Source organism: Empedobacter sp. UBA7252, assembly GCF_002472765.1.
In the GTDB taxonomy this organism is placed as follows: Bacteria; Bacteroidota; Bacteroidia; order Flavobacteriales; family Weeksellaceae; genus Empedobacter; species Empedobacter falsenii_B.
Genome location: NZ_DKSQ01000065.1, coordinates 36,249 through 58,356, shown reverse-complemented (window position 1 = coordinate 58,356; position 22,108 = coordinate 36,249). Strand labels below are relative to the sequence as shown.

The window sequence follows — 22,108 nt, the reverse complement described above, 5'->3', positions numbered from 1 at the left end:
TTATGACAAATTACAATCTAATTGCATATTTGGTTTACTTACCAGTGGCAATATTAATGACAATCGCAGTTTCTAACGTTTTATTCAAAAATGGAAAAATATTTATGTACGATATTTTCCATCAAAAAGAAGATATTGCAAGCGCAACAAATTCATTATTCAAAATTGGTTTTTATCTTTTGAATATCGGTTTTGCCATGCTAATTGTTTACATGACTTCTATCGCAACAACCGAAGATTTGATTGTAAAATTAAGTACAAAAATTGGTAGTTTCGCCATTTATTTAGGAATAATGTTGATGCTAAACCTTTTCTTATTTATGAAAGGCAGACGTAGATCTTTGCAACAACAATATTTAAGAAGTTTAGAATCTTAACAAGAAAACCTCCCAAAAGTTAACTTTTGGGAGGTTTTTATTTTAAACTGGATCAACATCAACATCAATTCGTACCGAACGAAAAGCTGCAATTGTATGCAATTGATCTATTTTTGCTTGAATTAAATCTTTTACTTTTTGAGGTGATTGATTTGGTCTAATTTTAATCATCACATCTGTAATATATAAATTATTGATTCTTCCAATCGAAGGCGTTTCTGGACCAAGTAAACATTTTGCATCAAAACTTGGTTTAAGCAAAACGACTAATTGAGCCGCCGTTTTATCCAAACGCTCTTTATTTTTATGCTTGAAACGCAACTTGATTAACCGTGAATAAGGAGGATACAAAAATTCTTTTCGCTCATACAAAATATCTTTCATCGTTGGTGCATAACTGTAGGTTGTGACATTTTGCAAAATCTGATGTTCTGGCTGAAAAGATTGAATCAATACTTTTCCTTGTTCTTGACGACGACCTGCACGACCAGAAACTTGCGTTAACAATTGAAACGCTTTTTCGTGCGCTCTAAAATCAGGAAAATTTAACAAAGAATCTGCTCGAATAACACCAACAAAATTAACATTTCCAAAATCAAAACCTTTTGTAATCATTTGCGTTCCAATTAAAATATCAATTTCTTTGTTCTCAAAATCTTCGATCAATTTTTCGTACGCAAATTTCCCTCGCATCGAATCGACATCCATTCTTCGAACTTTTGCTTCAGGAAAAATTGTTTGAACTTGCTGTTCTATCTGTTCTGTTCCCAAACCTTTTGTATTCAATTCGTACGAACCACAACTCGGGCAACGCAAAGGTTTTGCTTGTGCATAACCACAATAATGACATTTTAGTTGATTCGAGAATTTATGATATGTTAAACTGACATCACAATTTGGACATTCGGGCGTATGACCACACGTATTACATTCCATAATTGGCGCATATCCACGACGATTCTGAAATAAAATGACTTGCTTTTTTTGATGCAATTGATTGAAAATTTCATCACGAAGTGTATGCGAAATATCTTCTGTAATTTCTTTTTCCTTTTGCGCTTTTTTGAGGTCAATCAAATTAATTTCGGGCAATTTTATACTCCCAAAACGTTCAGTTAATTCGACATAACCATATTTTTTATTTTTCGCATTATAATAACTTTCAGCCGAAGGTGTCGCTGAACCTAATAAAACCTTCGCATTCATCATTCCTCCAAGCAACATCGCCATATCGCGCGCATGAAAAAATGGTTTTACATCCATTTGTTTATAAGAAGATTCGTGCTCTTCATCCACGATAATCATTCCTAAATTATCAAAAGGCAAATACAACGCTGTTCGTGGACCAATGATAATATCAAAATCGCCATTCAAGGTTTTCTGCCACAATTCTACACGTTCATTTTGATTGAATTTCGAATGATAAACTCCTACTCTTTCTCCAAAATGTTTTTTGATTCGATGAACAATTTGAGTTGTCACAGAAATTTCTGGTAATAAGTACAACACTTTATTTCCTTTCGCAATTACTTGTTCCATCAATTTTAGATAAATTTCTGTCTTTCCACTTGATGTTACACCATGTAATAAAACGGTTGATTTATCCTTAAAATCTTCTTTAATTTGATTTAAAGCTGCAATTTGTTTCAAGGTCAATTCAGCAATTTCAGCAACTTCTTTCTCATCTTCATCTACACGAGAAGTTTGATGTTGATAAATTTCAACTGCTCCTTTTTCTGCTAAAGATTTAAGTACAGCATTTGTCGCACCTTGTTTTATAAAATCTGCAACTTTTAGCGGTTTTTCTTGCGATTGCGTTTCTAACGTAATCAATTGCAACAAGGTTTCGCGCTGTTTTGGTGCTTTATTTAATTGATTTAAAATCTCGATAAAGGCAGTTTCATTTCCTTTTAAATCTGGATGTAATCGGACATAATTATCAATTTTTGGCGTATATTTTTCGTTCAGTTTTTCATCTAACCGAATAATTCCTTTATCAATTAATAATTTAAGTGTTGGAATTGCTGATTTCTCGTCTACAATTAAAGCTGCTTCTTCAACTGAAATGATTTCACGCAATTTCAACGCTTCAAAAACTAAGAATTCATAATCATTTAGCTCTTCAATTGTTTCATAATTTGGATTAATTAATCGAACAAAAGTTTGAGATTCTAATTTTAATGCAGAAGGAAAAGCATTTCGAAAAACATCGCCCAGTGAACACATATAATAATTCGCCATCCATTCCCAAAAATTAATTTGCGTTTGCGTCACCAAAGGTTCATCATCCAAAAAAGCATGAATCGCCTTTGTTTTGTATAATTCTGGCGCATTTTGATGAATAGAATGTACAATTCCTGTATATAATTTTTGCGTTCCGAAAGGCACGGAAACACGCTGACCAACTTTAATTTGCTGTAAATCAATTTCAGAAAGATGGTATGTAAATGTTCCATTTAATGAAAGTGGTAAAATAATTTCGGCAAAATAATTCGTTGTCATTTTATATGATTAAAAACGCAAGTTAAACATTTTTTTGTGTTAAGAATGAAGATTACAATTGCTTAAAATTTCACAAATTATTAATATTTCATTTTCAGATAGTTTGAAGAATTAATACTAATTTTAAGAGAATTCAAAAACTATCATTATGTTACATGCCATTTTAGATCAGATTTCGGAATCGGAAAAACCAATTATAAAAATCATTTTCAGAAATGATGATACGCGTGTTGTTGCTTTTGGACTAAAAAAAAGTTTGAAATTAATCGATCATCAATTACCTGTAAATGCAAAAATTTTAATGCTGAAAGGTGAAATAGAAATTGATTCAAAAATTGAGATTGTCAATTTAAAAGAATTTGACGAATATATTCTTCCTCCAAAAGTTATTCATCAAGTGACTTCCTTACAAGATTCGATGATGTTGGTTATTCTAAATTTTAATAAAAAAAGTTTTTAAAATATAGTTAAACTCTATTTATTTACACTATAAAAAACTTTATATTTATGATTATTAATTTATCAAAATATGAAACTACTTTTCTCATTAACTACTCTCCTTACCTTAGCCCTATCTTCTTGCAGTACAAGTATTAAACACGATCGATTATTTACTGGAACGATTGTGAGAGATTGTACAGGAACTTACATTCGTGTTGATGACAAAGAGGATTATTTGGTTTGTAACAATGAAATATTTTCAGACAAAAAAGAAGGTGAAACCGTGAGTGTTATTTATGATTTTGAAAAAACATGCAAAGAGTTAGAAAATAAAGCAACTTGTATGATGTATCATGAACATAAAGGCAAGATTAGAATCAAGAAAAATAATAATTAATCAAAAAATCCACTCAAATTGAGTGGATTTTTGCTTTATATAAAATACGATTATTTCGATTTTTTACGACGCTCTAATTCTTTTTCAATCAGCATCAATTCGCGTCCTGTTTGTCCTGCAACAGAAGTGTTTTCTTGTGCTCGACGAACCAAGTAAGGCATTACTTCTTTGATTGGCCCGTAAGGTAAATATTTTGCAATATTGTATCCTAAATGCGCCAAGTTGAATGAAATATTATCACTCATTCCAAATAATTGTCCAAACCAGAAATTTGGATTATTTTTCTCAATTCCGTTTTCGTTCATCAATTTGATTAACAATTCGCAACTTTCTTCGTTGTGCGAACCTGCGAATAAACCAAAACGCTCGTGATGAGAAGCAATAAATTCTAACGCTAGATTATAATCTCTATCCGAAGCTTCTTTGTTTGGTTGAATTGGAGATGGATAACCTTCGGCTTGCGCACGTGCACGCTCTTTCTCCATATATGCTCCACGCACAATTTTGAATCCTAAGAAATATCCTTCGCGCTCTGCTTTTGCATGCATTTCTTTCAAATAAGCCAAACGATCATGACGATACATTTGCAACGTATTCCAAACTAATGCACGTTTTGTGTTATATTTCACCATCATTTCGTCAGTCAAATCATCTGCAGAACCTTGCATCCAAGTTTCTTCTGCATCTACCATGATATTAACATCCAAATCATATCCTTTTTGACATACTGCCTCGAAACGTTGACGAATATTAGCCCAAGATTTTTCTTCTTCTGCAGTTAACGTTTGTTTCTTCCCTACTTTTTCAAATAATTCGATTCGACCAAATGCAGTTGGTTTAAATACTACAAATGGAATTGATTGATTAGATTTTGCTAAATCAACCAAGTGTAACATAACGTCACGAACTTCGTCAAATTGTTTTTCTTCTGTTAATCCTTCGATAGAATAATCTAAAATAGAACTTACGTGATATTTAAATAATTCATTTGCGACAACCACACCTTGTTCTGCCGTTTCTCCTCCTACAAATTGTTTGTAGATTGTTTCACGAATTACAGGTTTTACGAATGGGATATCTACCGCAAATGGTAAATTAAAAAACTTAGTTCCAAAACTTGTCAATGCGGGGCTTCCGATTAACTTGTATAAGTAATACGCTTTCTTTAAATCTTTATCTGATTTCGATTCGAAAGCAAACTGTGTATTGTCGAATAAAGACATGTGAGTTAACTATTTTTTGTGTTAATATAACGTTACAAATTTATAATTAAAACCTGATTAAACTAAAAAAACCTACAAGAAATTCTTGTAGGTTTTTGATATATTTTAAAGATTGCAAATAGTTGCCTATTCTTATCCTTTTTTAGCGTATTTGCTTCTGAATTTGTCGATACGTCCTGCAGTATCAACCAATTTAGTTTTACCTGTGTAAAATGGGTGAGATGTAGAAGAAATCTCCATTTTGATTAATGGGTACTCTACTCCGTCAACAACTAATGTATCTTTAGTATCAGCACAAGATTTTGTGATGAACACATCTTCGTTAGACATATCTTTGAATGCTACCAAACGGTAATTTGTTGGGTGGATATCTTTTTTCATTTTTTTAATCTTCTTTGTTAACTTTATTGGAGTGCAAAGATAATATTATTTACAGAATGTTACAATCAATTTTATTGAAAAAACATTTAAAACAATACATTAAGCAAATTTAATTTCGAGTGTAATGGGCTTCTTAAAATTAAACCTGCACTTCTTGTACACATTTTTCGTGGTGCAAATATAAACATTTTAGTAATTCGTACAAATATTTTTGGTGAATCTATTCATAAAAATCTATTTTTTATCTTTGTCCATCTACAATAAAACCTATTATTTGCTGTTTAAACTTATATAATGAATCATAATTTTATGAACGTAAAAACATTAATCGCCGGACTTGGTATTGCTTCTTTGATTGGTTTTCAATCTTGTCGCGATGATTTTGACTATGATCCAATTAGTTCTGAATTGCGCTTTAGCAAAGATACCGTTTCCGTAGATACCGTATATAATTTCTCTAAATCTGAAACCTATCTGCTTAAAATTTATAATCCTGAGAATGATGATCGCGTGATTCCAAAAATATATTTGACACGTGGAAATAATTCATTTTTCAATATAAATGTAGACGGAAAAGCAGGAACAAGTTTCGAAAATGTGCCGATTCGCAAAAAGGATAGTTTATTTATTTTTGTTGAAGTAAATGCTCAAGAAGCGCCTCTTAATCCGCTTTACGATGACGAAATTAACTTTAAAACAACCAATTCTTCTAAAAAAATCAAGTTACTTTCTTGGATAGAAAAAGCTAAAATTCATACAAAAGATGCTACAATTTCTTCTGCAAATTGGAATATGGACGAAGCCCAAGTAATTGACGGAAATTTAACTATTACAAGTGATTTAACAATTGATAAAGGTGCAAAAGTTTATTTCAAAAAAGGAGCAAGTTTAACAGTTGGAAACAATGCAAAACTTACTGTAAATGGAGCTTTGAATGAAGAAGTGAAATTTCGTTCAGCTCGTCATGATAATAAATACGATTCGATTCCTGATCAATGGAACAAAATCGAACTAGCTCCAAATAGTACATCAAAAATCAATTATGCAAAAATTATTGGTGCAGATACTGGTTTACACGTAAATAATTCGAAATTAGATATTAGTAATGCTAAAATTGTTAATAATCAATCGTATGGAATTTTAGCAACAAACGCTACAATTACAGGTTACAACTTGGTGATGAATAATAGTAATTTGGCAACTTTAGCAATAGAATATGGTGGTTCGTACGAATTTTATCATTCTACTTTTGCCAATTATTACAATTTTGCGACAAGTGCTGGTCCAGCTTATTCGCTTTTCTTGAGTAACGAAAACAATGATAAAAATGTTTCGGCTTTGACAAAAGCAACGTTCGGAAATTGTATTATATATAATGAACGCACGCCAAATGCTATTTTATTGGATAAAAAAGATGGTGCGGCTTTCAATTATTTATTTGACACCAATGTTATTCACAATGCGGATACTTCAGTATTAAATGTGACAACTGCGCCAAATTTCTTGGCAAGTATTACGTTAGATCCGATGTTTGAGAATACAAATTATTTCGCAAATAAATTAGCTGTGAAAAATGAATCACCTGCTAAAGGGAAAGGAAAAATATCTTTTGCGCAACAATATCCGTTAGATTATAACGGACAACCTCGAGGAACAACTCCTACAATTGGAGCATTTCAATAAAATAAATAAGGTCGAGTAAAACTCGACCTTATTTATTTATTATTTAACTGAACAGATACTTTTCCTTTAAAATCATCTCCTTTAAAATTGATTCTATAACTTTTATAAGATTCTAAATGAATAGATTCTTTTTTATTCATTTTTCCTTTCGAAGCACTACCTATTTGAGTTAATTCTTTTCCTGTATAATCTACAATCGAAAAATCCATTAAACCATTTTTTTGTTTCACTTCATAATCTAATTCAAGTTCTATATCTTGATTTGTTTTCAAGAAATAATAAACTTCTCCTTGCATTTGTGTAAAGTCCAAAACGATTTGATTATTATTTCGTCTAATCACTTTTGTTGCTGAATATGTTGTTCCTTCTGTTTTATAAATTCCATCAATACTCAAATATCTTGACGCATTCGTTGACACATTCGAAACAGTTGAAATTGTAATACAAGATTGCACCAACATCACTGCAAAACACAATAAAATAAATTTTCTCATAACATCATATCTTTACTATTAAGATGCATGTTTTATAAAAAAGTTACAACAAAGATTTAAATTCTATTCGTTATTTCTCGTACCAAAACACCAACAACTCCTAAAATAACCACCTCATCATTTTCGTGTATTTGAACACAATCTTTGTAATTTAGATTTATCGCAATCAGTTTATTGTTTATTTTATCAAAGCGTTTCAACGTATAATCTTCATTATTAACAGAAACAATAATATCATCGTGATGCAACGGAATAAGATCTGTCCGAATCACCAAAATATCATTTTTTTGATAAACAGGATACATCGAATCTCCACCAACGACAATCAAAAAAGTAGATTCGGGATGCGTTAAATAACGTTCGTCCAAACTTATTCTATCGTCCACAAAATCTTCTGCAGGTGAAGGAAATCCAGCATTTACATGACCAAAATTCGGAATATATTTTTTCTCACCATCTGTATTTATAACAAAAAGGTTGAGTTCTTTGTCTAACATTTTTATCTCTCCATTCATTTTTTCTATCGTTTAATACACCACCAACAAATCTTTCCACTTGGTTGTATAACAAGGTGATAAATTATTTTGACGCATTTTCCACGTTTTATTCAAATCTTGCGAAGCTAATTTTATTTTTGCCGCACCAAATTTTTTGTTCAACAAATCGATGACTTTCATCAAATCTGGGTGATTTGGATTTTCTTCTTCAAAAAGCGATAATTGTTTTTGATCTGACGAAACAATTCCAGACACCACTACTCCAGCCTTTTTGTACTCATAACCATCTTTATAAATTTGCTCAAACGCTTTAATTGCAAATTTGGACAACGTTATACTTGAATTCGATTCGTAAGGTAAATGGACCGAAATTGTACGGTAATATTGTGGTTTATTTCTATCAAAATTATTGGTCTGAATAAAAACTGTAACCAAATTGCAAGAAGAATTCTGTTTCCGAAGTTTCTCTGCACACGAAACCGCAAAAGTAGCAACACGCTCTTTTACATATTCAAAATCGTTGGTATATTCTTCAAAACTACGCGTCGTTGCAATACTTTTCTTTGCCGAAATCGCTTCTAAATCTAACACCGCTTCACCTAACAAATCTTTTTTCAAACGCAAACCTACTATCGAAAATTCTTTCCGAAGAAAATCATCTTTTAATTGTACAAAATCCAACGCTTTATTGACACCGATCATTCTCAAACGTCGCGACATTCGTCGACCAATTCCCCAAACATCTTCAATATTTAACCATTTTAACGCTTTATGGATTTGTTCTTGAGTCTGAATAATATATACCCCTTGATGAACTTCTGGAAATTTTTTCGCAATATGATTCGCTAATTTCGCCAAGGATTTTGTTGGAGCAATTCCTACACAAACTGGCAATTTTGTAAATTGATATATTTTAGATTTGATTTCTAATCCGTAATTTTTCAAATCAAAACGATCAAATCCATTCAATTTTAAGAAACATTCGTCTATCGAATAAATTTCCTGATCAGGCGAATACAACGATAAAATCGACATTACACGATTGCTCATATCCGCATATAATTGATAATTTGACGAAAAAACTTTGATTTTTTTCTGTTCAAAAATACGTTGAAATTGATGCGCAGGCGCACCCATTGGAATTCCAGCTAACTTTGCTTCGGCAGAACGCGAAATTACACAACCATCATTATTAGACAATACTACAATTGGCTGATGAAGAAGCTTCGGTTGAAAAACACGATGGCAACTGGCGTAAAAATTATTACAATCTATCAATGCGAACATAATACAAAGTTGAGAAGTTAAAACGCCACATTGTGTCATCGAAAATGTTAAATTATTCAAAAATAAAAAACCACTCAAATGAGTGGTTTGTATTCTTATTTAATTTTATATTTTTTATGCAAATCTTTTATTACAACAGCTGGTTCATAAACCGTTTGAAATTTTATCGGTTTACTGTTTTTGAAATATTGTACTTTCAGCCACGTATCATTATTATCTAACTTTGTATAGCTGTTACTTTTTTCCAAAACTTTATCGTTCACCGTACTTAAAATTGCAAAATAATCAAAATTATTACGCTGACCAATTTCTGCTGCTCTCAACAAAGCATAGTCAAACGTTTTGTCTTTTTTATTGTATTCGTTTCCATCAAAACTAACAATATAGGTATCATTGTTCACCTTTTCTTCGGTATAACCGCCTGTACCATTATCTTTTTGGTATGCAACAGCCTTGCTGTTATGACAACTTGCTAAAGCAAAAATGAAAGCTCCAGCACATAAAATTTGAGTTAATTTTTTCATATCATTATAATTGGTTATTGAGCTTTAACAAAAATTGTTCCTTTTAAGATATGTTTTTGATATTTCTAAATATTTTCTTAACAAATTATTTTTGAATAAAATACTTTGTTATAAACATTTCTGATTAACAGTGTGTTTTTTAAACATTTAAAATCAATTTTGGCACAACATATTTAACATTCTATTAACTCATTGATTCTAATAAAAATCATTTAAGTTTTAATGCTTTATCTGATAAACTCACCTATTTTTGTAAATCAATTATAAGTAATGAGTAAATTAGAAAAATATCTATTTTCTACCAGAACCATGACGGTCTTGCTATTCATCTACGCAATCGCCATGGGTTATGCCACTTTCATTGAAAATGACTACGATACGGCTACTGCAAAAGCTGTTATTTACGAGGCAAAGTGGTTTGAGGTATTAATGATTTGGTTGATCGTTTTGTTCTTAATGAATATCAAACGATACCGATTATGGTCAAAGGAAAAATTGCCTTTATTGGTTTTCCACTTAGCATTTTTGTTTATTTTTATTGGAGGAGGAATTACTCGTTACATCAGTTTCGAGGGTGAAATGCCTATTCCAGAAGGAGGAACAAGTAACGAAATTACATCGTACAAATCTTATTTCAAGATGATGGTTGATGATGGTACACAACGTTTGGCGTATGACAATCATCAATACAATATGACGTATTTTGACAGAAAAGATAGTACAAGTTCTTTGTTCCGTAGACACTTTGAAGGTGAATATCAGTTCAAAGATAAAGTCATTAAATTAAAAACTTTTGATTACGTACCTCACGCTTTAGATACGGTTATAAGAAAAAAAGAAGGAATTAATGTTTTAGAAATCGTGACAGTTGGACAAGCTGGACGTAATTCTGTTTTCATCAGAAATGGTGAAATAAAAAGTGTTAATGGAACTTTAGTTTCGTACAATAGACCGCAAGATGGTGCGGTACAAATTACTGGAGAAGGAGAAAATTTGGTTATCAAATCGCCTTTCGAAGGAGAATATGTACAAATGGCTGGACAACAAGTTGGACAAATTACAGACATGCAAAAATTGCAAGAAGGTGCTGGAAAAGTTGAATTTAATGTTCCTGCTCCATTAAAACTACGTTCGTTATATACAATCAACGGAGCGCAATTTGTAGTTCCAAATCCGGCTTTCAAAGGTGAAGTTTTATATAGACAAGGTTCTAAATTTAAAGCAGAAGAAAAGAATCTACCTGGTGCAATTAGAGCCGAAGTTATTGTTGGTGATAAACGCGATACAGTGACAATTGTTGGTGGAAAGGGTGTCACAAATTATTCTGCTGATGTACAAATTGACGGAATGAATATTTCGTTAGGTTACGGTTCTAAATTAGTAAAAGTTCCATTTAGCATTCGTTTAGATGACTTTATTTTAGATCGTTATCCTGGTTCTACAAATCCTTCTTCTTTCGAATCTAACATTACAGTTATCGACGAGGGAAAAGAAACAAAACATCACATTTATATGAACAATGTAATGGATTATAAAGGTTACCGTTTCTTCCAATCGAGTTATTTTCCAACGGAAGACGGAACTATTTTACAAGTTAACCAAGACTGGTGGGGGACTAACATTACCTATTTAGGATACTTCTTATTATTTGGAGGAATGTTTGTTTCATTATTCTGGAAAGGAACTCGTTTTACGCAATTAAACTCTCTATTAAAAAGTTTACATACCAAAAAAATAAATATTTTACTTCCATTATTTTTACTTTCTGGATTAGCATTTGCTCAAAATCCAAGTACTACTGATGGAGGAAAAAATGGACATCAAAAAATTCAGACTGATTCGGAAAAAGGGAACGTTCATTCATCAGAGCACATTGGTAGTTTTTCTACAAAAATGGCTGATGGAGATGAATTAGCGAAGAATGTAAAAATTCCTGACGAACACGCTGATAAATTTGGTCATTTACTTACACAAGATATCGAAGGACGTATAAAACCTCTTAATACACAAGCTTTAGAAATCCTTAGAAAAGTTTATAAAAAAGATAAATTCCACGGATTATCTGCCAATAAATGGTTTATTTCTTTGCAATTAGACCCTGCTTATTGGGTAAATGCTCCGATGATTGAAGTTGGAGATAAAGGAGGAGATCGTTTAAAGAAAATTACAAGCGCAAACGAAGATGGTTACACATCTTTAATGAATTTGATCGATCCAAAAACGACTCGTTTTAAATTAGATAAAGCCTATAACGAGGCATTCTCAAGAAAACCTTCAGAGCGTTCTAAATTTGATGAGGAAGTAATTAAGGTTACAGAGCGTTTCAATATTTTAGATCAAACTGCAAAAGGATATCAATTAAAAATAATTCCAGTTCAGAATGATCCTTCAGAGCGTTGGACTTCTTGGATTTATCAAACACAAGAAAATCCTGTAGAAATCGATACAATGGCACTTGGAATGATTAGTGTTTATTTTAACATGGTTTCGAAAGGATTAGAAAATGGTAATTGGACGCCTGCAGATAATGCGGTAGATTATATCGATAAATACCAACAAAAATGGGGTAAAAATGTTGTGCCTTCTCCAACAAAAGTTGAGATAGAAGTGTTATACAACAAATACAACGTTTTCTTTTGGGTGATGATTGCTTATTGTATGGTTGGTGGAGTTTTAATGATTTTATCCTTCATTCAGTTATTTTCAGAAAGCAAAGCACTTCATCGAATTATCAATGTTTGTTTGGGATTAATATTTATTGTCTTTATCGTACAAGCCGCAGGACTTGGTGTTCGTTGGTATTTAACTGGACACGCACCTTGGTCTAATGGTTACGAAGCCATTGTATTTATTTCATGGATTAGTGTTTTAGCTGGATTGTTATTATACAAAAACCGAAACGCATTTATTCCAACAACAGGAGCTATGGTTGCTGTAATTATGATGGGATTTGCACACGGAGGTTCTATGTTAGATCCACAAATTACACCACTTGTTCCTGTACTAAAATCATATTGGTTAATTGTACACGTTGCGATTATCGTTTCATCTTATGGTTTCTTTGGATTAAGTGCTATTTTAGGAGTTTTCTCATTAATTATCATGATGATTAAACCAAATAAAAAGATTGAAATTTCGCTAAAAGAAATGACTTACGTTTCTGAAATGTCATTAACAATTGGTATTTTCTTACTTACCGTTGGTACATTCTTAGGAGGTATGTGGGCAAACGAATCTTGGGGACGTTACTGGTCTTGGGATCCAAAAGAAACTTGGGCTTTCGTTTCTGTAATTGTTTATGCAGTTGTTTTACATATGCGTTTAGTTCCAGGATTGAGAGGGAAATTTGCCTTCAATGTTGCAGCAATGTGGGCTGTTTGGACAGTAATTATGACGTATTTTGGCGTTAACTATTACTTATCTGGATTACACTCATACGCAGCCGGAGATCCAATTCCAATTCCATTCTGGGTTCCTGCAACAGCAGTCGCAATGTTAGTTTTATCTATTGCAGCTTGGTATTTCCAAAACAAAGTTTACCACGTAAAATCAAAAAATTAATTTCTTTAAATATTATAAAATAAAAAAGCTCATCCAAAGATGAGCTTTTTTATTTTAACCTACTTTAACTTACAAATCATAACATTTTTTTTAAATTTGTTTAAAATAGTACGCAATGAAATATTTATTCATCGGATTTTTAGGGCTATTTATAGCTTGTAATGCGCAAGAAACTAAGAAAGTTTCTAAAAAGCAAACCATTCATCAAACAACAAAAACACCTCAAAAAGTGAACAAAATTTACGATTATACATTCAAAGATATCAATGATGACGATTTTAATTTCGCGGATTTGAAAGGAAAGAAAATCTTAATTCTTAACACAGCTTCAAAATGTGGTTACACACCTCAATATGATGCTTTAGAAAAATTGTATCAAGAATATAAAGATCAAGGTTTAGTTATTGTTGGATTTCCTTCAGACAATTTTGGAGGTCAGGAATTTGACAACAATGAAGAAATTGCAAGTTTTTGTAAATTAAATTATGGCGTAACTTTTCCTTTGATGTCAAAAAGTGATGTAATTGGAAAAAATCAAAATGAAATTTTCAAATTCTTAACAAAAAAATCATTGAACGGAAAATCTGATAATGATGTAAAATGAAATTTTACGAAATTTTTGATTAACGAAGACGGAACTTTAGAGGCTTCTTATCCATCAAAAGTAACTCCAGATTCAAAAGAAATAATAGATTGGTTAAATAAATAGTAAATGAAGTTAGATATTCTTGCAATTGGAGCTCATCCTGATGACGTAGAATTGGGATGTGGAGGAACACTTGCAAAAGAAATTAAAAACGGTAAAACAGTTGGTATTCTCGATTTAACAAAAGGAGAATTGGGAACTCGTGGTACTGATGAAACGCGCCGTGTAGAAGCAAATGATGCCAAAAACATTTTGGGAGTTGCTGTAAGAGAAAATCTTGGAATTCCTGATGGTTTTTTCTTGAATGATAAAGAAAATCAATTGAAAATTGTCGAAATCATTCGCAAATATCAACCTGATATTATTTTGAGTAATGCACCTCACGATCGCCATCCAGATCATGGAAAAGGTTCAGATTTAGTGAATACTGCTATTTTCTTATCGGGTTTACCAAAAATTGATAATGGATTACCAGCTTGGCGTCCAAAAAAGCACTTCCACTACATTCAATGGTTGCCTTTAGAACCTCATTTTGTAATTGATATTTCTGGTTTTGTTGATACAAAAGTGGAAGCTTGCATGGCGTATAAAACGCAATTTTTTGATCCAAATTCGAGCGAACCTCAAACACCAATTTCATCGAAGAATTTTACAGATTCTATCCGATATCGTGCATATGATTTAGGAAGATTAATCGGAACTGAAGGTGGAGAAGGATTTATTTCGCGAAGTTATATTGGCGTAAATAATTTAGATTCTTTAATTTAGAAATAAAGGTGTAAAAAACCTTTATTTTTTTGTCAAAATTATTTGCAAGTACCGATTAATAGGCTATATTTGCAGTCCAATTGAGAGATTAAATAAAAGTTAATTTCGCAATAAAAATGGTGATTGTAGCTCAGTTGGTTAGAGCGCCGGATTGTGGTTCCGGAGGTCGTGGGTTCGAGACCCATCATTCACCCTAAAACTTTAGAATTAGTTTCAAAAGAAATTCAAACCAAATGGTGATTGTAGCTCAGTTGGTTAGAGCGCCGGATTGTGGTTCCGGAGGTCGTGGGTTCGAGACCCATCATTCACCCTAAAAACTTTAGAATTAGTTTCAAAAAAAATTCAAACCAAATGGTGATTGTAGCTCAGTTGGTTAGAGCGCCGGATTGTGGTTCCGGAGGTCGTGGGTTCGAGACCCATCATTCACCCATATTAAATCTCAATTTCAATAGAAGTTGAGATTTTTTAATTGAATTAATATCAAAACTTGGGAGCAATGCAAAAATTTGTGATAATCTGAATAAGAAAAAAGCTCTATCTCTAACTTCTTACAATTGCATTCTAAAGCTTTTTTATTTTTGGATTAGGAGTCAGGATTCTTGGTTATTTTAAATTATATTTTTATGGATAAAAAAAATAAGAATGATTTTTAGTTTGATTCTTCGTTGTAAATTTACCAAAACATTCAAAATGAAAAAATCATCAATATTCTTAGGAATGATTGCTTTTGCTGGAGTTTTAAGCTCTTGTTCAACTCAAAAAACAGCAGCAGAATCAACTCAAACCTCAATAGAAATGACAAAAGATTACGCTTTTCAATATTATGCTCAAGTTCCATTAACAACAGATATTTCGCATTTAACAAAAAACGAAAAAGAGATTTTACGTTTGATGTTCAAAACGGCAGATATTATGGACGATTTATTTTGGCAACAAGCTTATGGTGCTAAAATAGATTTGATGGACGAAACGAAAGGTGAAGCCAAAGAATATGCAAAAATAAACTACGGTCCTTGGGATAGATTGAATAACGAAACGCCTTTTATAAACGGTATTGGAGCAAAACCTGCTGGTGCAACTTTCTATCCAATTGATATGACGAAAGAGGAATTTGAACAAGCAAATATCAAAGATGGTAAATCTCCTTACTCAATTATTCGTCGTAATCGTGAAGGAAAATTATATTCGATTCCATACCACGAAAATTTCAAAAATCAATTATCAAAAGCCGCTGAATATTTAACAAAAGCATCAGAATTAGCAGAAGATGCTGGGCTTAAAAAATATTTAAAATTACGTGCTGCAGCTTTGATAAGCGATGATTTTTATGCAAGTGATTTGGCTTGGATGGATATGAAAAATGCAAATATTGATATGGTGGTTGGTCCGATTGAAAATTACGAAGATCAATTGTTTGGATATAAAACTTCATATTCTGCATATATTTTAGTAAAAGATATTGAATGGTCGAAAAAATTGGCAAAATTCGTTCAATATTTACCAGAATTACAGAAGAATTTACCTGTTTCTGCAAATTACAAAAAAGAAATTCCTGGAACTGATTCGGATCTTAATGCGTATGATGTGGTGTATTATGCGGGAGATTGTAACGCTGCTGGAAAAACAATTGCGATTAATTTACCAAATGATGAAAAAGTTCAACTAGAAAAAGGAACGCGCCGTTTGCAATTAAAAAATGCTATGAAAGCGAAATTTGATAAAATTCTTGCCCCAATTGCAACTGCTTTGATTGATGAAAGCCAACAGAAAAACATCAAATTTGATGCATTCTTTTCTAATGTGATGTTTCACGAAGTGGCGCATGGTTTAGGAATCAAAAATACAGTAAATGAAAAAGGTTCTGTCCGCGATGCTTTAAAAGAAGCTAATTCAGCTTTAGAAGAAGGAAAAGCTGATATTCTTGGTTTGTATATGGTGAATCAATTGTTGAAAAAAGGTGAATTGACAGGAACACAAGAAGATTATTTTGTGACTTTCTTGGCTGGAATCTTACGTTCAGTTCGTTTTGGAGCAAGTTCTGCACACGGACAAGCAAACATGATTGCGTTTAACTATTTTGCTGAAAATGGAGCTTTCGAAAAAACTACAAATGGACGTTACAGAGTAAATGTAGCTAAAATGGAAAAAGCAATGAATGGTTTATCAGAATTAATTTTGACACTTCAAGGAAATGGAGATTATGATGGTGTAAAAAAATTATATGCTGATAAAGGAATTATTCACGACGATTTACAAAAAGATTTAGATGTCTTGAAAACAAAAAACATTCCAGTTGATGTTGTTTTTGAACAAGGTCCAAAAATGTTGGGATTGTAAAAATAGATTCAATAAAAAAGCTTTCTCAAAATTGAGAAAGCTTTTTTGTTATTCATATAATTTCGTAGCAAAATCCTTCATCGGATTTCTAACTTTTTTCATTGGCGCTAGCCAATCTTCACTGTCTCTGTATCCCAAAGGAAGCATTAAAACGCTTCGCATTCCTTTTTCTTTCAAATCAAGCAAATCATCCAATTCAGCATTATCAAAACCTTCCATTGGCGTACTATCAATTTTCAATTCTGCTGCTTGAGCAAGAGCAAAACCTAATCCAATGTATGCTTGACGAGCTGTATGTGCAAAATTTTCTTCAGAAGTTTGAGGCAAATAAATTCCTTTCAATTTATCTGTATACGAACCAAAACGACCTCTTGGCAAATCTCTCTCATCCGTTGTATAATCGTAAATTGCATCAATACGATCTTCTGTATAACGATCCCAAGCTACAAAAACCAATAAATGCGAACAATCTACAATCGCTTGCTGATCATAGGCAATTGGAACAATTTTTTGTTGCAATTCTTTATTTTTAATAACTAAAATTCTGAACTGTTGCAAACCTGATGAAGTTGGTGCTAAACGAGCTGCTTCAACAATTTTTTTAACGTCTTCTTCTTCAACAATTAAAGACGGATCATATTTTTTTGTAGCGTAACGCCATTTCAAATCATCTATTAAAGACATAATTACTTATTTAAAATCTTTCTAAAAATACATCAAAAAAGTAATCGATCGACCAAAAAATATGCTAAAATTTATGTTATTTATCTTGTTTCCATTCCAAAAAATAACTTCCAGTTGCATTCGTAGAATTCCAACGAACTTGATAATCACCTTTTGCTAAATCAACTGTAAAATTTTCTTCTTTCGAATTTGTAAGTTGACGATTAAACACTACTTCATTATTTTGATCTACAATTTCAAAAATCATTTCGCCTTCTAATTTAATATTCGAATGAAAATTAGCAGTTAAACTTTTCGAAACATTTAGCTTGATATAACTCGTTCCAGAAGCATCTTCAAACTTCGCTTTTGTCCAATTATCACCATTCGAATTCGACCATTTCGAATCCCCCACTCCTTTGTCAAAAAAAGTTCCTTGCGATTTGATATTTGGATTATCCACTTTTCTATAAAAATTATTCGAATCAACATCTGCATTAACTTTTACTGTAATACATGATTGTAACGAAATCATTGCGATAATAAGTGCTATTTTTTTCATATTAGTTTCTCTTTTACTAAATAGATGCAGCATTTTGAAAAAAGTTACAGCAAACAAATATTTTTAAATCATTTTTGATATGCGTAACTTTCGCAAAATATTCTGATGAACGATACTACAGCTCAATTTTTGCAAGAAAACTTTACTCAAAAAGCAATTGAAAGTTTAACTCAACTTTCAGGAGGAGGTTCAGCTCGAGTATATTCGAGATTTTTTGATCAAAATCAGTCGTATATTTTGGCTGAAAGCTCTAATATTGAAGAAAATAAAGTATTTATTCAGTTCTCTTTAGATTTAAAAAAAGTCATCAATAATATTCCAGAAATTGTTTCAGTTTCAGAAGATTTTGCAACCTATGTTCAAACAGATTTAGGAGACGAAACACTGATGAATATTGTCTTGAATGATTTCGAAAAAGCAAAACCTTATTATTTTAAGACATTAGAAAAATTAGCAATTGCTCAAATTCAAGGTGCAACTAAAATCGATTTTAATCATACTTTTTCGTATCCAAAATTAGATAAAACATTAATTTTAAGAGATTTATTTCAGTTTAATTTTTACTTTTTAGATGTCTTAGGAATTGATTACAATGCAGGAAAATTAATCAAAGATTTTGATCGTTTTGCGTCTCAATTTGATAAACTTTCGCCACAAGGTTTTGTGTTCAGAGATTTCCAAACGCGCAACATTATGATTCATCAAAACGAACCTTATTTTATCGATTATCAAGGCGGTTTATATGGACCTGTTGTCTATGATTTGGTTTCGTTAATTTGGCAAGCAAAAGCCAATTTACCATTTGAATTTAAAAAAGAATTATACGAATTTTATTACCAAGAATTAACCAAACAAATTCCAACTTTAGTTCCAATAGATTTTCGTCAATCGTACGAATATTGTGTAGTTGCTCGACTTTTACAAGTTTTAGGAACCTATGGTTTGAGAGGAATTATTGAACGTAAAAAACACTTTTTAGAAAGTATTTCATTTGGGCTTAAAAACTTAGAATCAATAATCGATTATCCTATATTACAAAATTATCCAGAATTAAAACATATTATAAAAATCCTTGTTCTTCCAGAAACGTTAGAACGCATAAATCATAAAATAAATGGCTAAATTAAACATCAACGTTCGTAGTTTTTCGTATAAAAAAGGAATTCCAACCGATCCAACTGGAAATGGTGGTGGTTTCGTTTTTGATTGTCGTGGAATTCTAAATCCAGGTCGAATTCAGGCATATAAAACACAAACAGGGCGCGACGAAGAGGTTAAAAAATACTTGAAAACAGAAACTAAAATTGCAGTTTTTTTAGAAGGTGTTTTTCAAATTATTGACATTTCGATCGAAGATTATTTGCAACGAGGTTTCGAGAATTTAGAAATTAATTTTGGTTGCACAGGCGGACAACATCGATCAGTTTATTCTGCTGATGCGACTGCAAAACATATTCAAGAGAAATTTCCAGAAGCGCAAGTTACGTTACATCATATTGTGCAAGAAGAAAAAAATTGGATAAACGAGGCGTATTAATATGAAAGCAATGATTTTTGCAGCGGGTCTTGGGACTCGTTTAAAACCATTTACTGACAACCATCCCAAAGCTTTAGCAGTTGTAAATGGAAAACCTCTTTTGCAACGAAATATAGAATATTTGAAATCTTTCGGAATTAATGAAATCGTGATTAACGTGCATCATTTTGCAGATCAAATCATTGAGTTTTTAGAAGATAATAATTATTTCGGAATTGAAATTACTATTTCAGATGAAACAGATCAAGTTCTTGAAACTGGTGGTGGTTTGGTTAAAGCAAAAGCTAATTTCGAGGAAGATTTTTTGGTGATGAATGTGGACATTTTAACAGATCTAAATCTTGCTAAATTTATCAAAGCACATCAAGAAAACAAAGCGTTAGTAACGTTAGCAGTTTCTGATCGAAATTCATCTCGTAAACTATTTTTCAATGAACAAAATGAATTAAAAGGTTGGCGAAATCTGAAAACAGAAGAAGAAATAAAAGCTGTAGATTCTTTAGACAATTGCAAAGATTTAGCTTTTAGTGGAATTCATGTTATTTCTCCTACTCTATTTGATAAAATTACAGAGAAAGGTAAATTTTCTATCATGAAAGTTTATATGGACTTGATGAAAACTGAATCTATCATTGGTTTTGATCATTCTGGCGGAATTTTAATCGACGTAGGTCGACCAGAAAGCGTGTTAGAAGCAGAACAATATTTTAAATAGAAAACAAAAAACTCAATTCAATGGATTGAGTTTTTTTATGCAAAAAGTTTACATATCTTAGATAGAATGAAATACATTAATTATTTTATCTATTTAACTATTGTTGTAGTGATAATTCTCGCTTCAATACTTTACTTTTCTTTCAAAAATAAAGTTGGAAAGATTCTGCAAAAATAAATTACAATAAAAGCTTAGTTTTGATTAAGAAAGGATTCAAAGATACTTATCCTTATGACGAACGTTTTTTAGAAATTTATGATACAGAAATTCAGGATAAATTGAAGGAATTGTAAAAGTAATTGCTCAAAAAAAATATCCATTTTTTTTAATTTCTAGACTTCGCTTGAAATAATATTTTCTGAATTTATTTTTAAAAATCAATAAAACTCGCCATCTACATAAAACCATTTGCCATTCTCTTGCACAAACCTAGAAAGTTCATCATGTTCGTAGATTTCACCTTGTTTGTCTTGGTAATAAGCTCTAAATCGAACTTTATTATCTTTAGCAAAAACAATTTCTAACTTTAACCATTTATTCGATTTTGCCCAATCTTCGATATCACTAAAATCATTATCTTTTTGCGTAGAAGAATGTGTTGTATCAACTAAATATTCAGGCAAAACCATTGCAAAAGCAGCGTAACGAGAACGCATCAACTCTTCGGGAGTTTTTGGCAATTCAATATTCAAATGAAAAGGTTCGCAACAAGTTGCATATACTTTTCCAGAACAACAAGGACAATTCATTTTATTCTTTATTTTTTGCAAAGATACTGTTTACTTGTCTTTGTGGTAATGATAATGATCCTGAATCACCACTTGAATAAAATCAATATTTCCTAAACCATCACTTTTCACCTCCATTATTTCCTCCAGTTTTCGCGTTAATTTTAATAAAATATCATAATTATTATTGTTTAATGCAGACGTAAAATTTTCTTTTACAATATTAATATCACGATCAGACAGGCGATAAACTTCGGGAAAACGAATTTTATAGGTTTCAGAAACTTCAGCGAAAATAGTTTGTGATAAAGCTAATTTCGGATTCAAATCAATCAAACATGTATTCGCAACAATATCACCTAAACGTTGACCATTTTTATTTATAATCATCGTTATCAACGCGATAAGTCCAGTAAATAAAAACAATTCGACACTTCCAATTACCCAACGCAAGAAATAATCAAAATTATTGGCACGATTTCCGTCCATTCGTATTACACGAATTTTCATAATCCATTTTCCAATTGTTTGCCCTTTCATTAAAATCTCGAGAACCAACGGATAAAGTAAAAATATAAAACCTATTATACTATAAATTCCCATACGAAACCATTCGTCTCTATTCGGAATAAACTCAGAGAAATAATACATACCGTAGACTAATATGATTCGGATAATCATATCGATGATATACGCAAGCAAACGTTTTCCAAGTGGTGCAATATTATAAGCAATTTGCACGTTTTGAGGTGTATTGACTAAAAGTTTATTCATATATTTGGTTC

Annotated in this window: 22 protein-coding genes and 3 tRNA genes; 14 read left to right on the top strand and 11 right to left on the bottom strand. The window is 31.6% G+C overall.

What is annotated here, in order from left to right; translation table 11 throughout:
* Positions 1-2: 2 nt before the first annotated feature.
* Positions 3-377, top strand: coding sequence for a hypothetical protein (locus B2X73_RS09640; protein WP_125349102.1), 375 nt, complete (start codon positions 3-5; stop codon positions 375-377).
* 42 nt (positions 378-419) lie between these two features.
* Here the strand turns inward: B2X73_RS09640 and priA are convergent, their stop codons facing one another.
* Entirely contained in the window at positions 420-2,879 is a 2,460-nt protein-coding gene (gene priA / locus B2X73_RS09635) for a replication restart helicase PriA (RefSeq protein WP_286496372.1), read from the bottom strand.
* A 148-nt stretch (positions 2,880-3,027) separates the two neighbouring features.
* On the opposite strand from priA, the gene B2X73_RS09630 reads away from it, so the two are divergent.
* Together B2X73_RS09630 and B2X73_RS09625 are read left to right on the top strand one after the other, a co-directional pair.
* Positions 3,028-3,339 carry a hypothetical protein gene (locus B2X73_RS09630; RefSeq protein WP_115001209.1) on the top strand — a complete coding sequence of 104 codons (312 nt, stop codon included), beginning with the start codon at positions 3,028-3,030 and terminating at the stop codon, positions 3,337-3,339.
* Positions 3,340-3,408: 69 nt separating this feature from the next.
* A complete protein-coding gene (locus B2X73_RS09625; RefSeq protein ID WP_115001211.1) occupies positions 3,409-3,717 on the top strand; it encodes a hypothetical protein in 309 nt (102 codons plus the stop codon).
* Between the two features lie 50 nt (positions 3,718-3,767).
* Here B2X73_RS09625 and B2X73_RS09620 read toward each other — a convergent pair whose 3' ends face one another.
* Together B2X73_RS09620 and B2X73_RS09615 are read right to left on the bottom strand one after the other, a co-directional pair.
* Positions 3,768-4,940, bottom strand: a complete 1,173-nt coding sequence (locus tag B2X73_RS09620; protein WP_115001213.1) for a proline dehydrogenase family protein — start codon at positions 4,938-4,940, stop codon at positions 3,768-3,770.
* A 132-nt stretch (positions 4,941-5,072) separates the two neighbouring features.
* Complete coding sequence (locus B2X73_RS09615; RefSeq protein ID WP_038335685.1) at positions 5,073-5,321, bottom strand: type B 50S ribosomal protein L31; 249 nt, start codon at positions 5,319-5,321, stop codon at positions 5,073-5,075.
* Positions 5,322-5,615: 294 nt separating this feature from the next.
* On the opposite strand from B2X73_RS09615, the gene B2X73_RS09610 reads away from it, so the two are divergent.
* On the top strand, positions 5,616-7,004 hold the full coding sequence (locus tag B2X73_RS09610) for a hypothetical protein (protein ID WP_257468169.1): 1,389 nt from the start codon (positions 5,616-5,618) through the stop codon (positions 7,002-7,004).
* Between the two features lie 32 nt (positions 7,005-7,036).
* Here the strand turns inward: B2X73_RS09610 and B2X73_RS09605 are convergent, their stop codons facing one another.
* The 4 genes from B2X73_RS09605 to B2X73_RS09590 are packed head-to-tail and all read right to left on the bottom strand — an operon-like array spanning position 7,037 to position 9,806.
* Positions 7,037-7,498: a hypothetical protein gene (locus tag B2X73_RS09605; RefSeq protein WP_219034692.1), complete on the bottom strand. Its 462-nt coding sequence runs from the start codon at positions 7,496-7,498 to the stop codon at positions 7,037-7,039.
* Positions 7,499-7,554: 56 nt separating this feature from the next.
* Positions 7,555-8,013: a LexA family protein gene (locus tag B2X73_RS09600; protein WP_115001214.1), complete on the bottom strand. Its 459-nt coding sequence runs from the start codon at positions 8,011-8,013 to the stop codon at positions 7,555-7,557.
* A 12-nt stretch (positions 8,014-8,025) separates the two neighbouring features.
* Complete coding sequence (locus B2X73_RS09595; RefSeq protein ID WP_306459994.1) at positions 8,026-9,360, bottom strand: Y-family DNA polymerase; 1,335 nt, start codon at positions 9,358-9,360, stop codon at positions 8,026-8,028.
* 17 nt (positions 9,361-9,377) lie between these two features.
* Positions 9,378-9,806 carry a CC0125/CC1285 family lipoprotein gene (locus B2X73_RS09590; protein ID WP_180906237.1) on the bottom strand — a complete coding sequence of 143 codons (429 nt, stop codon included), beginning with the start codon at positions 9,804-9,806 and terminating at the stop codon, positions 9,378-9,380.
* A 270-nt stretch (positions 9,807-10,076) separates the two neighbouring features.
* Here B2X73_RS09590 and ccsA point away from each other — a divergent pair, with 270 nt between their 5' ends.
* From ccsA to B2X73_RS09555, 7 genes are all read left to right on the top strand, one after another.
* On the top strand, positions 10,077-13,367 hold the full coding sequence (gene ccsA / locus B2X73_RS09585) for a cytochrome c biogenesis protein (protein WP_291096329.1): 3,291 nt from the start codon (positions 10,077-10,079) through the stop codon (positions 13,365-13,367).
* 115 nt (positions 13,368-13,482) lie between these two features.
* On the top strand, positions 13,483-13,971 hold the full coding sequence (locus B2X73_RS09580) for a glutathione peroxidase (protein ID WP_409410975.1): 489 nt from the start codon (positions 13,483-13,485) through the stop codon (positions 13,969-13,971).
* Between the two features lie 108 nt (positions 13,972-14,079).
* On the top strand, positions 14,080-14,781 hold the full coding sequence (bshB1, locus tag B2X73_RS09575) for a bacillithiol biosynthesis deacetylase BshB1 (RefSeq protein WP_125349099.1): 702 nt from the start codon (positions 14,080-14,082) through the stop codon (positions 14,779-14,781).
* A 118-nt stretch (positions 14,782-14,899) separates the two neighbouring features.
* Positions 14,900-14,975, top strand: a tRNA-His gene (locus B2X73_RS09570).
* Positions 14,976-15,016: 41 nt separating this feature from the next.
* A tRNA-His gene (locus tag B2X73_RS09565) sits at positions 15,017-15,092 on the top strand.
* A gap of 42 nt (positions 15,093-15,134) precedes the next feature.
* Positions 15,135-15,210, top strand: a tRNA-His gene (locus B2X73_RS09560).
* 261 nt (positions 15,211-15,471) lie between these two features.
* Positions 15,472-17,118 carry a dipeptidyl-peptidase 3 family protein gene (locus tag B2X73_RS09555; RefSeq protein ID WP_125349098.1) on the top strand — a complete coding sequence of 549 codons (1,647 nt, stop codon included), beginning with the start codon at positions 15,472-15,474 and terminating at the stop codon, positions 17,116-17,118.
* A gap of 48 nt (positions 17,119-17,166) precedes the next feature.
* Here the strand turns inward: B2X73_RS09555 and B2X73_RS09550 are convergent, their stop codons facing one another.
* Both B2X73_RS09550 and B2X73_RS09545 read right to left on the bottom strand, forming a co-directional pair.
* The gene (locus tag B2X73_RS09550) at positions 17,167-17,802 is read right to left on the bottom strand and encodes an NAD(P)H-dependent oxidoreductase (RefSeq protein WP_114999737.1); all 636 of its coding nucleotides are present in this window, start codon (positions 17,800-17,802) and stop codon (positions 17,167-17,169) included.
* 76 nt (positions 17,803-17,878) lie between these two features.
* The gene (locus B2X73_RS09545; RefSeq protein WP_147279970.1) at positions 17,879-18,343 is read right to left on the bottom strand and encodes a hypothetical protein; all 465 of its coding nucleotides are present in this window, start codon (positions 18,341-18,343) and stop codon (positions 17,879-17,881) included.
* Between the two features lie 105 nt (positions 18,344-18,448).
* Here B2X73_RS09545 and B2X73_RS09540 point away from each other — a divergent pair, with 105 nt between their 5' ends.
* The 3 genes from B2X73_RS09540 to B2X73_RS09530 are packed head-to-tail and all read left to right on the top strand — an operon-like array spanning position 18,449 to position 20,595.
* Positions 18,449-19,465, top strand: coding sequence for an aminoglycoside phosphotransferase family protein (locus B2X73_RS09540; protein WP_219034690.1), 1,017 nt, complete (start codon positions 18,449-18,451; stop codon positions 19,463-19,465).
* Complete coding sequence (locus tag B2X73_RS09535; protein ID WP_219034689.1) at positions 19,458-19,880, top strand: RapZ C-terminal domain-containing protein; 423 nt, start codon at positions 19,458-19,460, stop codon at positions 19,878-19,880. The genes B2X73_RS09540 and B2X73_RS09535 overlap by 8 nt, the downstream gene beginning before the upstream one ends.
* Position 19,881: 1 nt before the next feature.
* Positions 19,882-20,595 (top strand): nucleotidyltransferase family protein, encoded by a 714-nt coding sequence (locus B2X73_RS09530; protein WP_219034688.1) that lies wholly within the window; start codon positions 19,882-19,884, stop codon positions 20,593-20,595.
* A 377-nt stretch (positions 20,596-20,972) separates the two neighbouring features.
* Here B2X73_RS09530 and B2X73_RS09525 read toward each other — a convergent pair whose 3' ends face one another.
* Together B2X73_RS09525 and B2X73_RS09520 are read right to left on the bottom strand one after the other, a co-directional pair.
* The gene (locus B2X73_RS09525) at positions 20,973-21,344 is read right to left on the bottom strand and encodes a YchJ family protein (protein WP_219034687.1); all 372 of its coding nucleotides are present in this window, start codon (positions 21,342-21,344) and stop codon (positions 20,973-20,975) included.
* Positions 21,345-21,374: 30 nt separating this feature from the next.
* Positions 21,375-22,097 carry an RDD family protein gene (locus B2X73_RS09520; RefSeq protein WP_219034686.1) on the bottom strand — a complete coding sequence of 241 codons (723 nt, stop codon included), beginning with the start codon at positions 22,095-22,097 and terminating at the stop codon, positions 21,375-21,377.
* Positions 22,098-22,108: the final 11 nt, after the last annotated feature.

Coding starts and splice junctions, on each gene's coding strand:
- B2X73_RS09600 (WP_115001214.1), bottom strand. CDS start 8,013: ATGAATGGAGAGATAAAAATGTTAGACAAAGAACTCAACCTTTTTGTT.
- B2X73_RS09555 (WP_125349098.1), top strand. CDS start 15,472: ATGAAAAAATCATCAATATTCTTAGGAATGATTGCTTTTGCTGGAGTT.
- B2X73_RS09530 (WP_219034688.1), top strand. CDS start 19,882: ATGAAAGCAATGATTTTTGCAGCGGGTCTTGGGACTCGTTTAAAACCA.
- B2X73_RS09605 (WP_219034692.1), bottom strand. CDS start 7,498: ATGAGAAAATTTATTTTATTGTGTTTTGCAGTGATGTTGGTGCAATCT.
- B2X73_RS09615 (WP_038335685.1), bottom strand. CDS start 5,321: ATGAAAAAAGATATCCACCCAACAAATTACCGTTTGGTAGCATTCAAA.
- B2X73_RS09640 (WP_125349102.1), top strand. CDS start 3: ATGACAAATTACAATCTAATTGCATATTTGGTTTACTTACCAGTGGCA.
- B2X73_RS09580 (WP_409410975.1), top strand. CDS start 13,483: ATGAAATATTTATTCATCGGATTTTTAGGGCTATTTATAGCTTGTAAT.
- B2X73_RS09545 (WP_147279970.1), bottom strand. CDS start 18,343: ATGAAAAAAATAGCACTTATTATCGCAATGATTTCGTTACAATCATGT.
- bshB1 (WP_125349099.1), top strand. CDS start 14,080: ATGAAGTTAGATATTCTTGCAATTGGAGCTCATCCTGATGACGTAGAA.
- B2X73_RS09620 (WP_115001213.1), bottom strand. CDS start 4,940: ATGTCTTTATTCGACAATACACAGTTTGCTTTCGAATCGAAATCAGAT.
- B2X73_RS09610 (WP_257468169.1), top strand. CDS start 5,616: ATGAATCATAATTTTATGAACGTAAAAACATTAATCGCCGGACTTGGT.
- B2X73_RS09525 (WP_219034687.1), bottom strand. CDS start 21,344: ATGAATTGTCCTTGTTGTTCTGGAAAAGTATATGCAACTTGTTGCGAA.
- B2X73_RS09535 (WP_219034689.1), top strand. CDS start 19,458: ATGGCTAAATTAAACATCAACGTTCGTAGTTTTTCGTATAAAAAAGGA.
- ccsA (WP_291096329.1), top strand. CDS start 10,077: ATGAGTAAATTAGAAAAATATCTATTTTCTACCAGAACCATGACGGTC.
- B2X73_RS09550 (WP_114999737.1), bottom strand. CDS start 17,802: ATGTCTTTAATAGATGATTTGAAATGGCGTTACGCTACAAAAAAATAT.
- B2X73_RS09625 (WP_115001211.1), top strand. CDS start 3,409: ATGAAACTACTTTTCTCATTAACTACTCTCCTTACCTTAGCCCTATCT.
- B2X73_RS09520 (WP_219034686.1), bottom strand. CDS start 22,097: ATGAATAAACTTTTAGTCAATACACCTCAAAACGTGCAAATTGCTTAT.
- B2X73_RS09590 (WP_180906237.1), bottom strand. CDS start 9,806: ATGAAAAAATTAACTCAAATTTTATGTGCTGGAGCTTTCATTTTTGCT.
- B2X73_RS09630 (WP_115001209.1), top strand. CDS start 3,028: ATGTTACATGCCATTTTAGATCAGATTTCGGAATCGGAAAAACCAATT.
- priA (WP_286496372.1), bottom strand. CDS start 2,879: ATGACAACGAATTATTTTGCCGAAATTATTTTACCACTTTCATTAAAT.
- B2X73_RS09540 (WP_219034690.1), top strand. CDS start 18,449: ATGAACGATACTACAGCTCAATTTTTGCAAGAAAACTTTACTCAAAAA.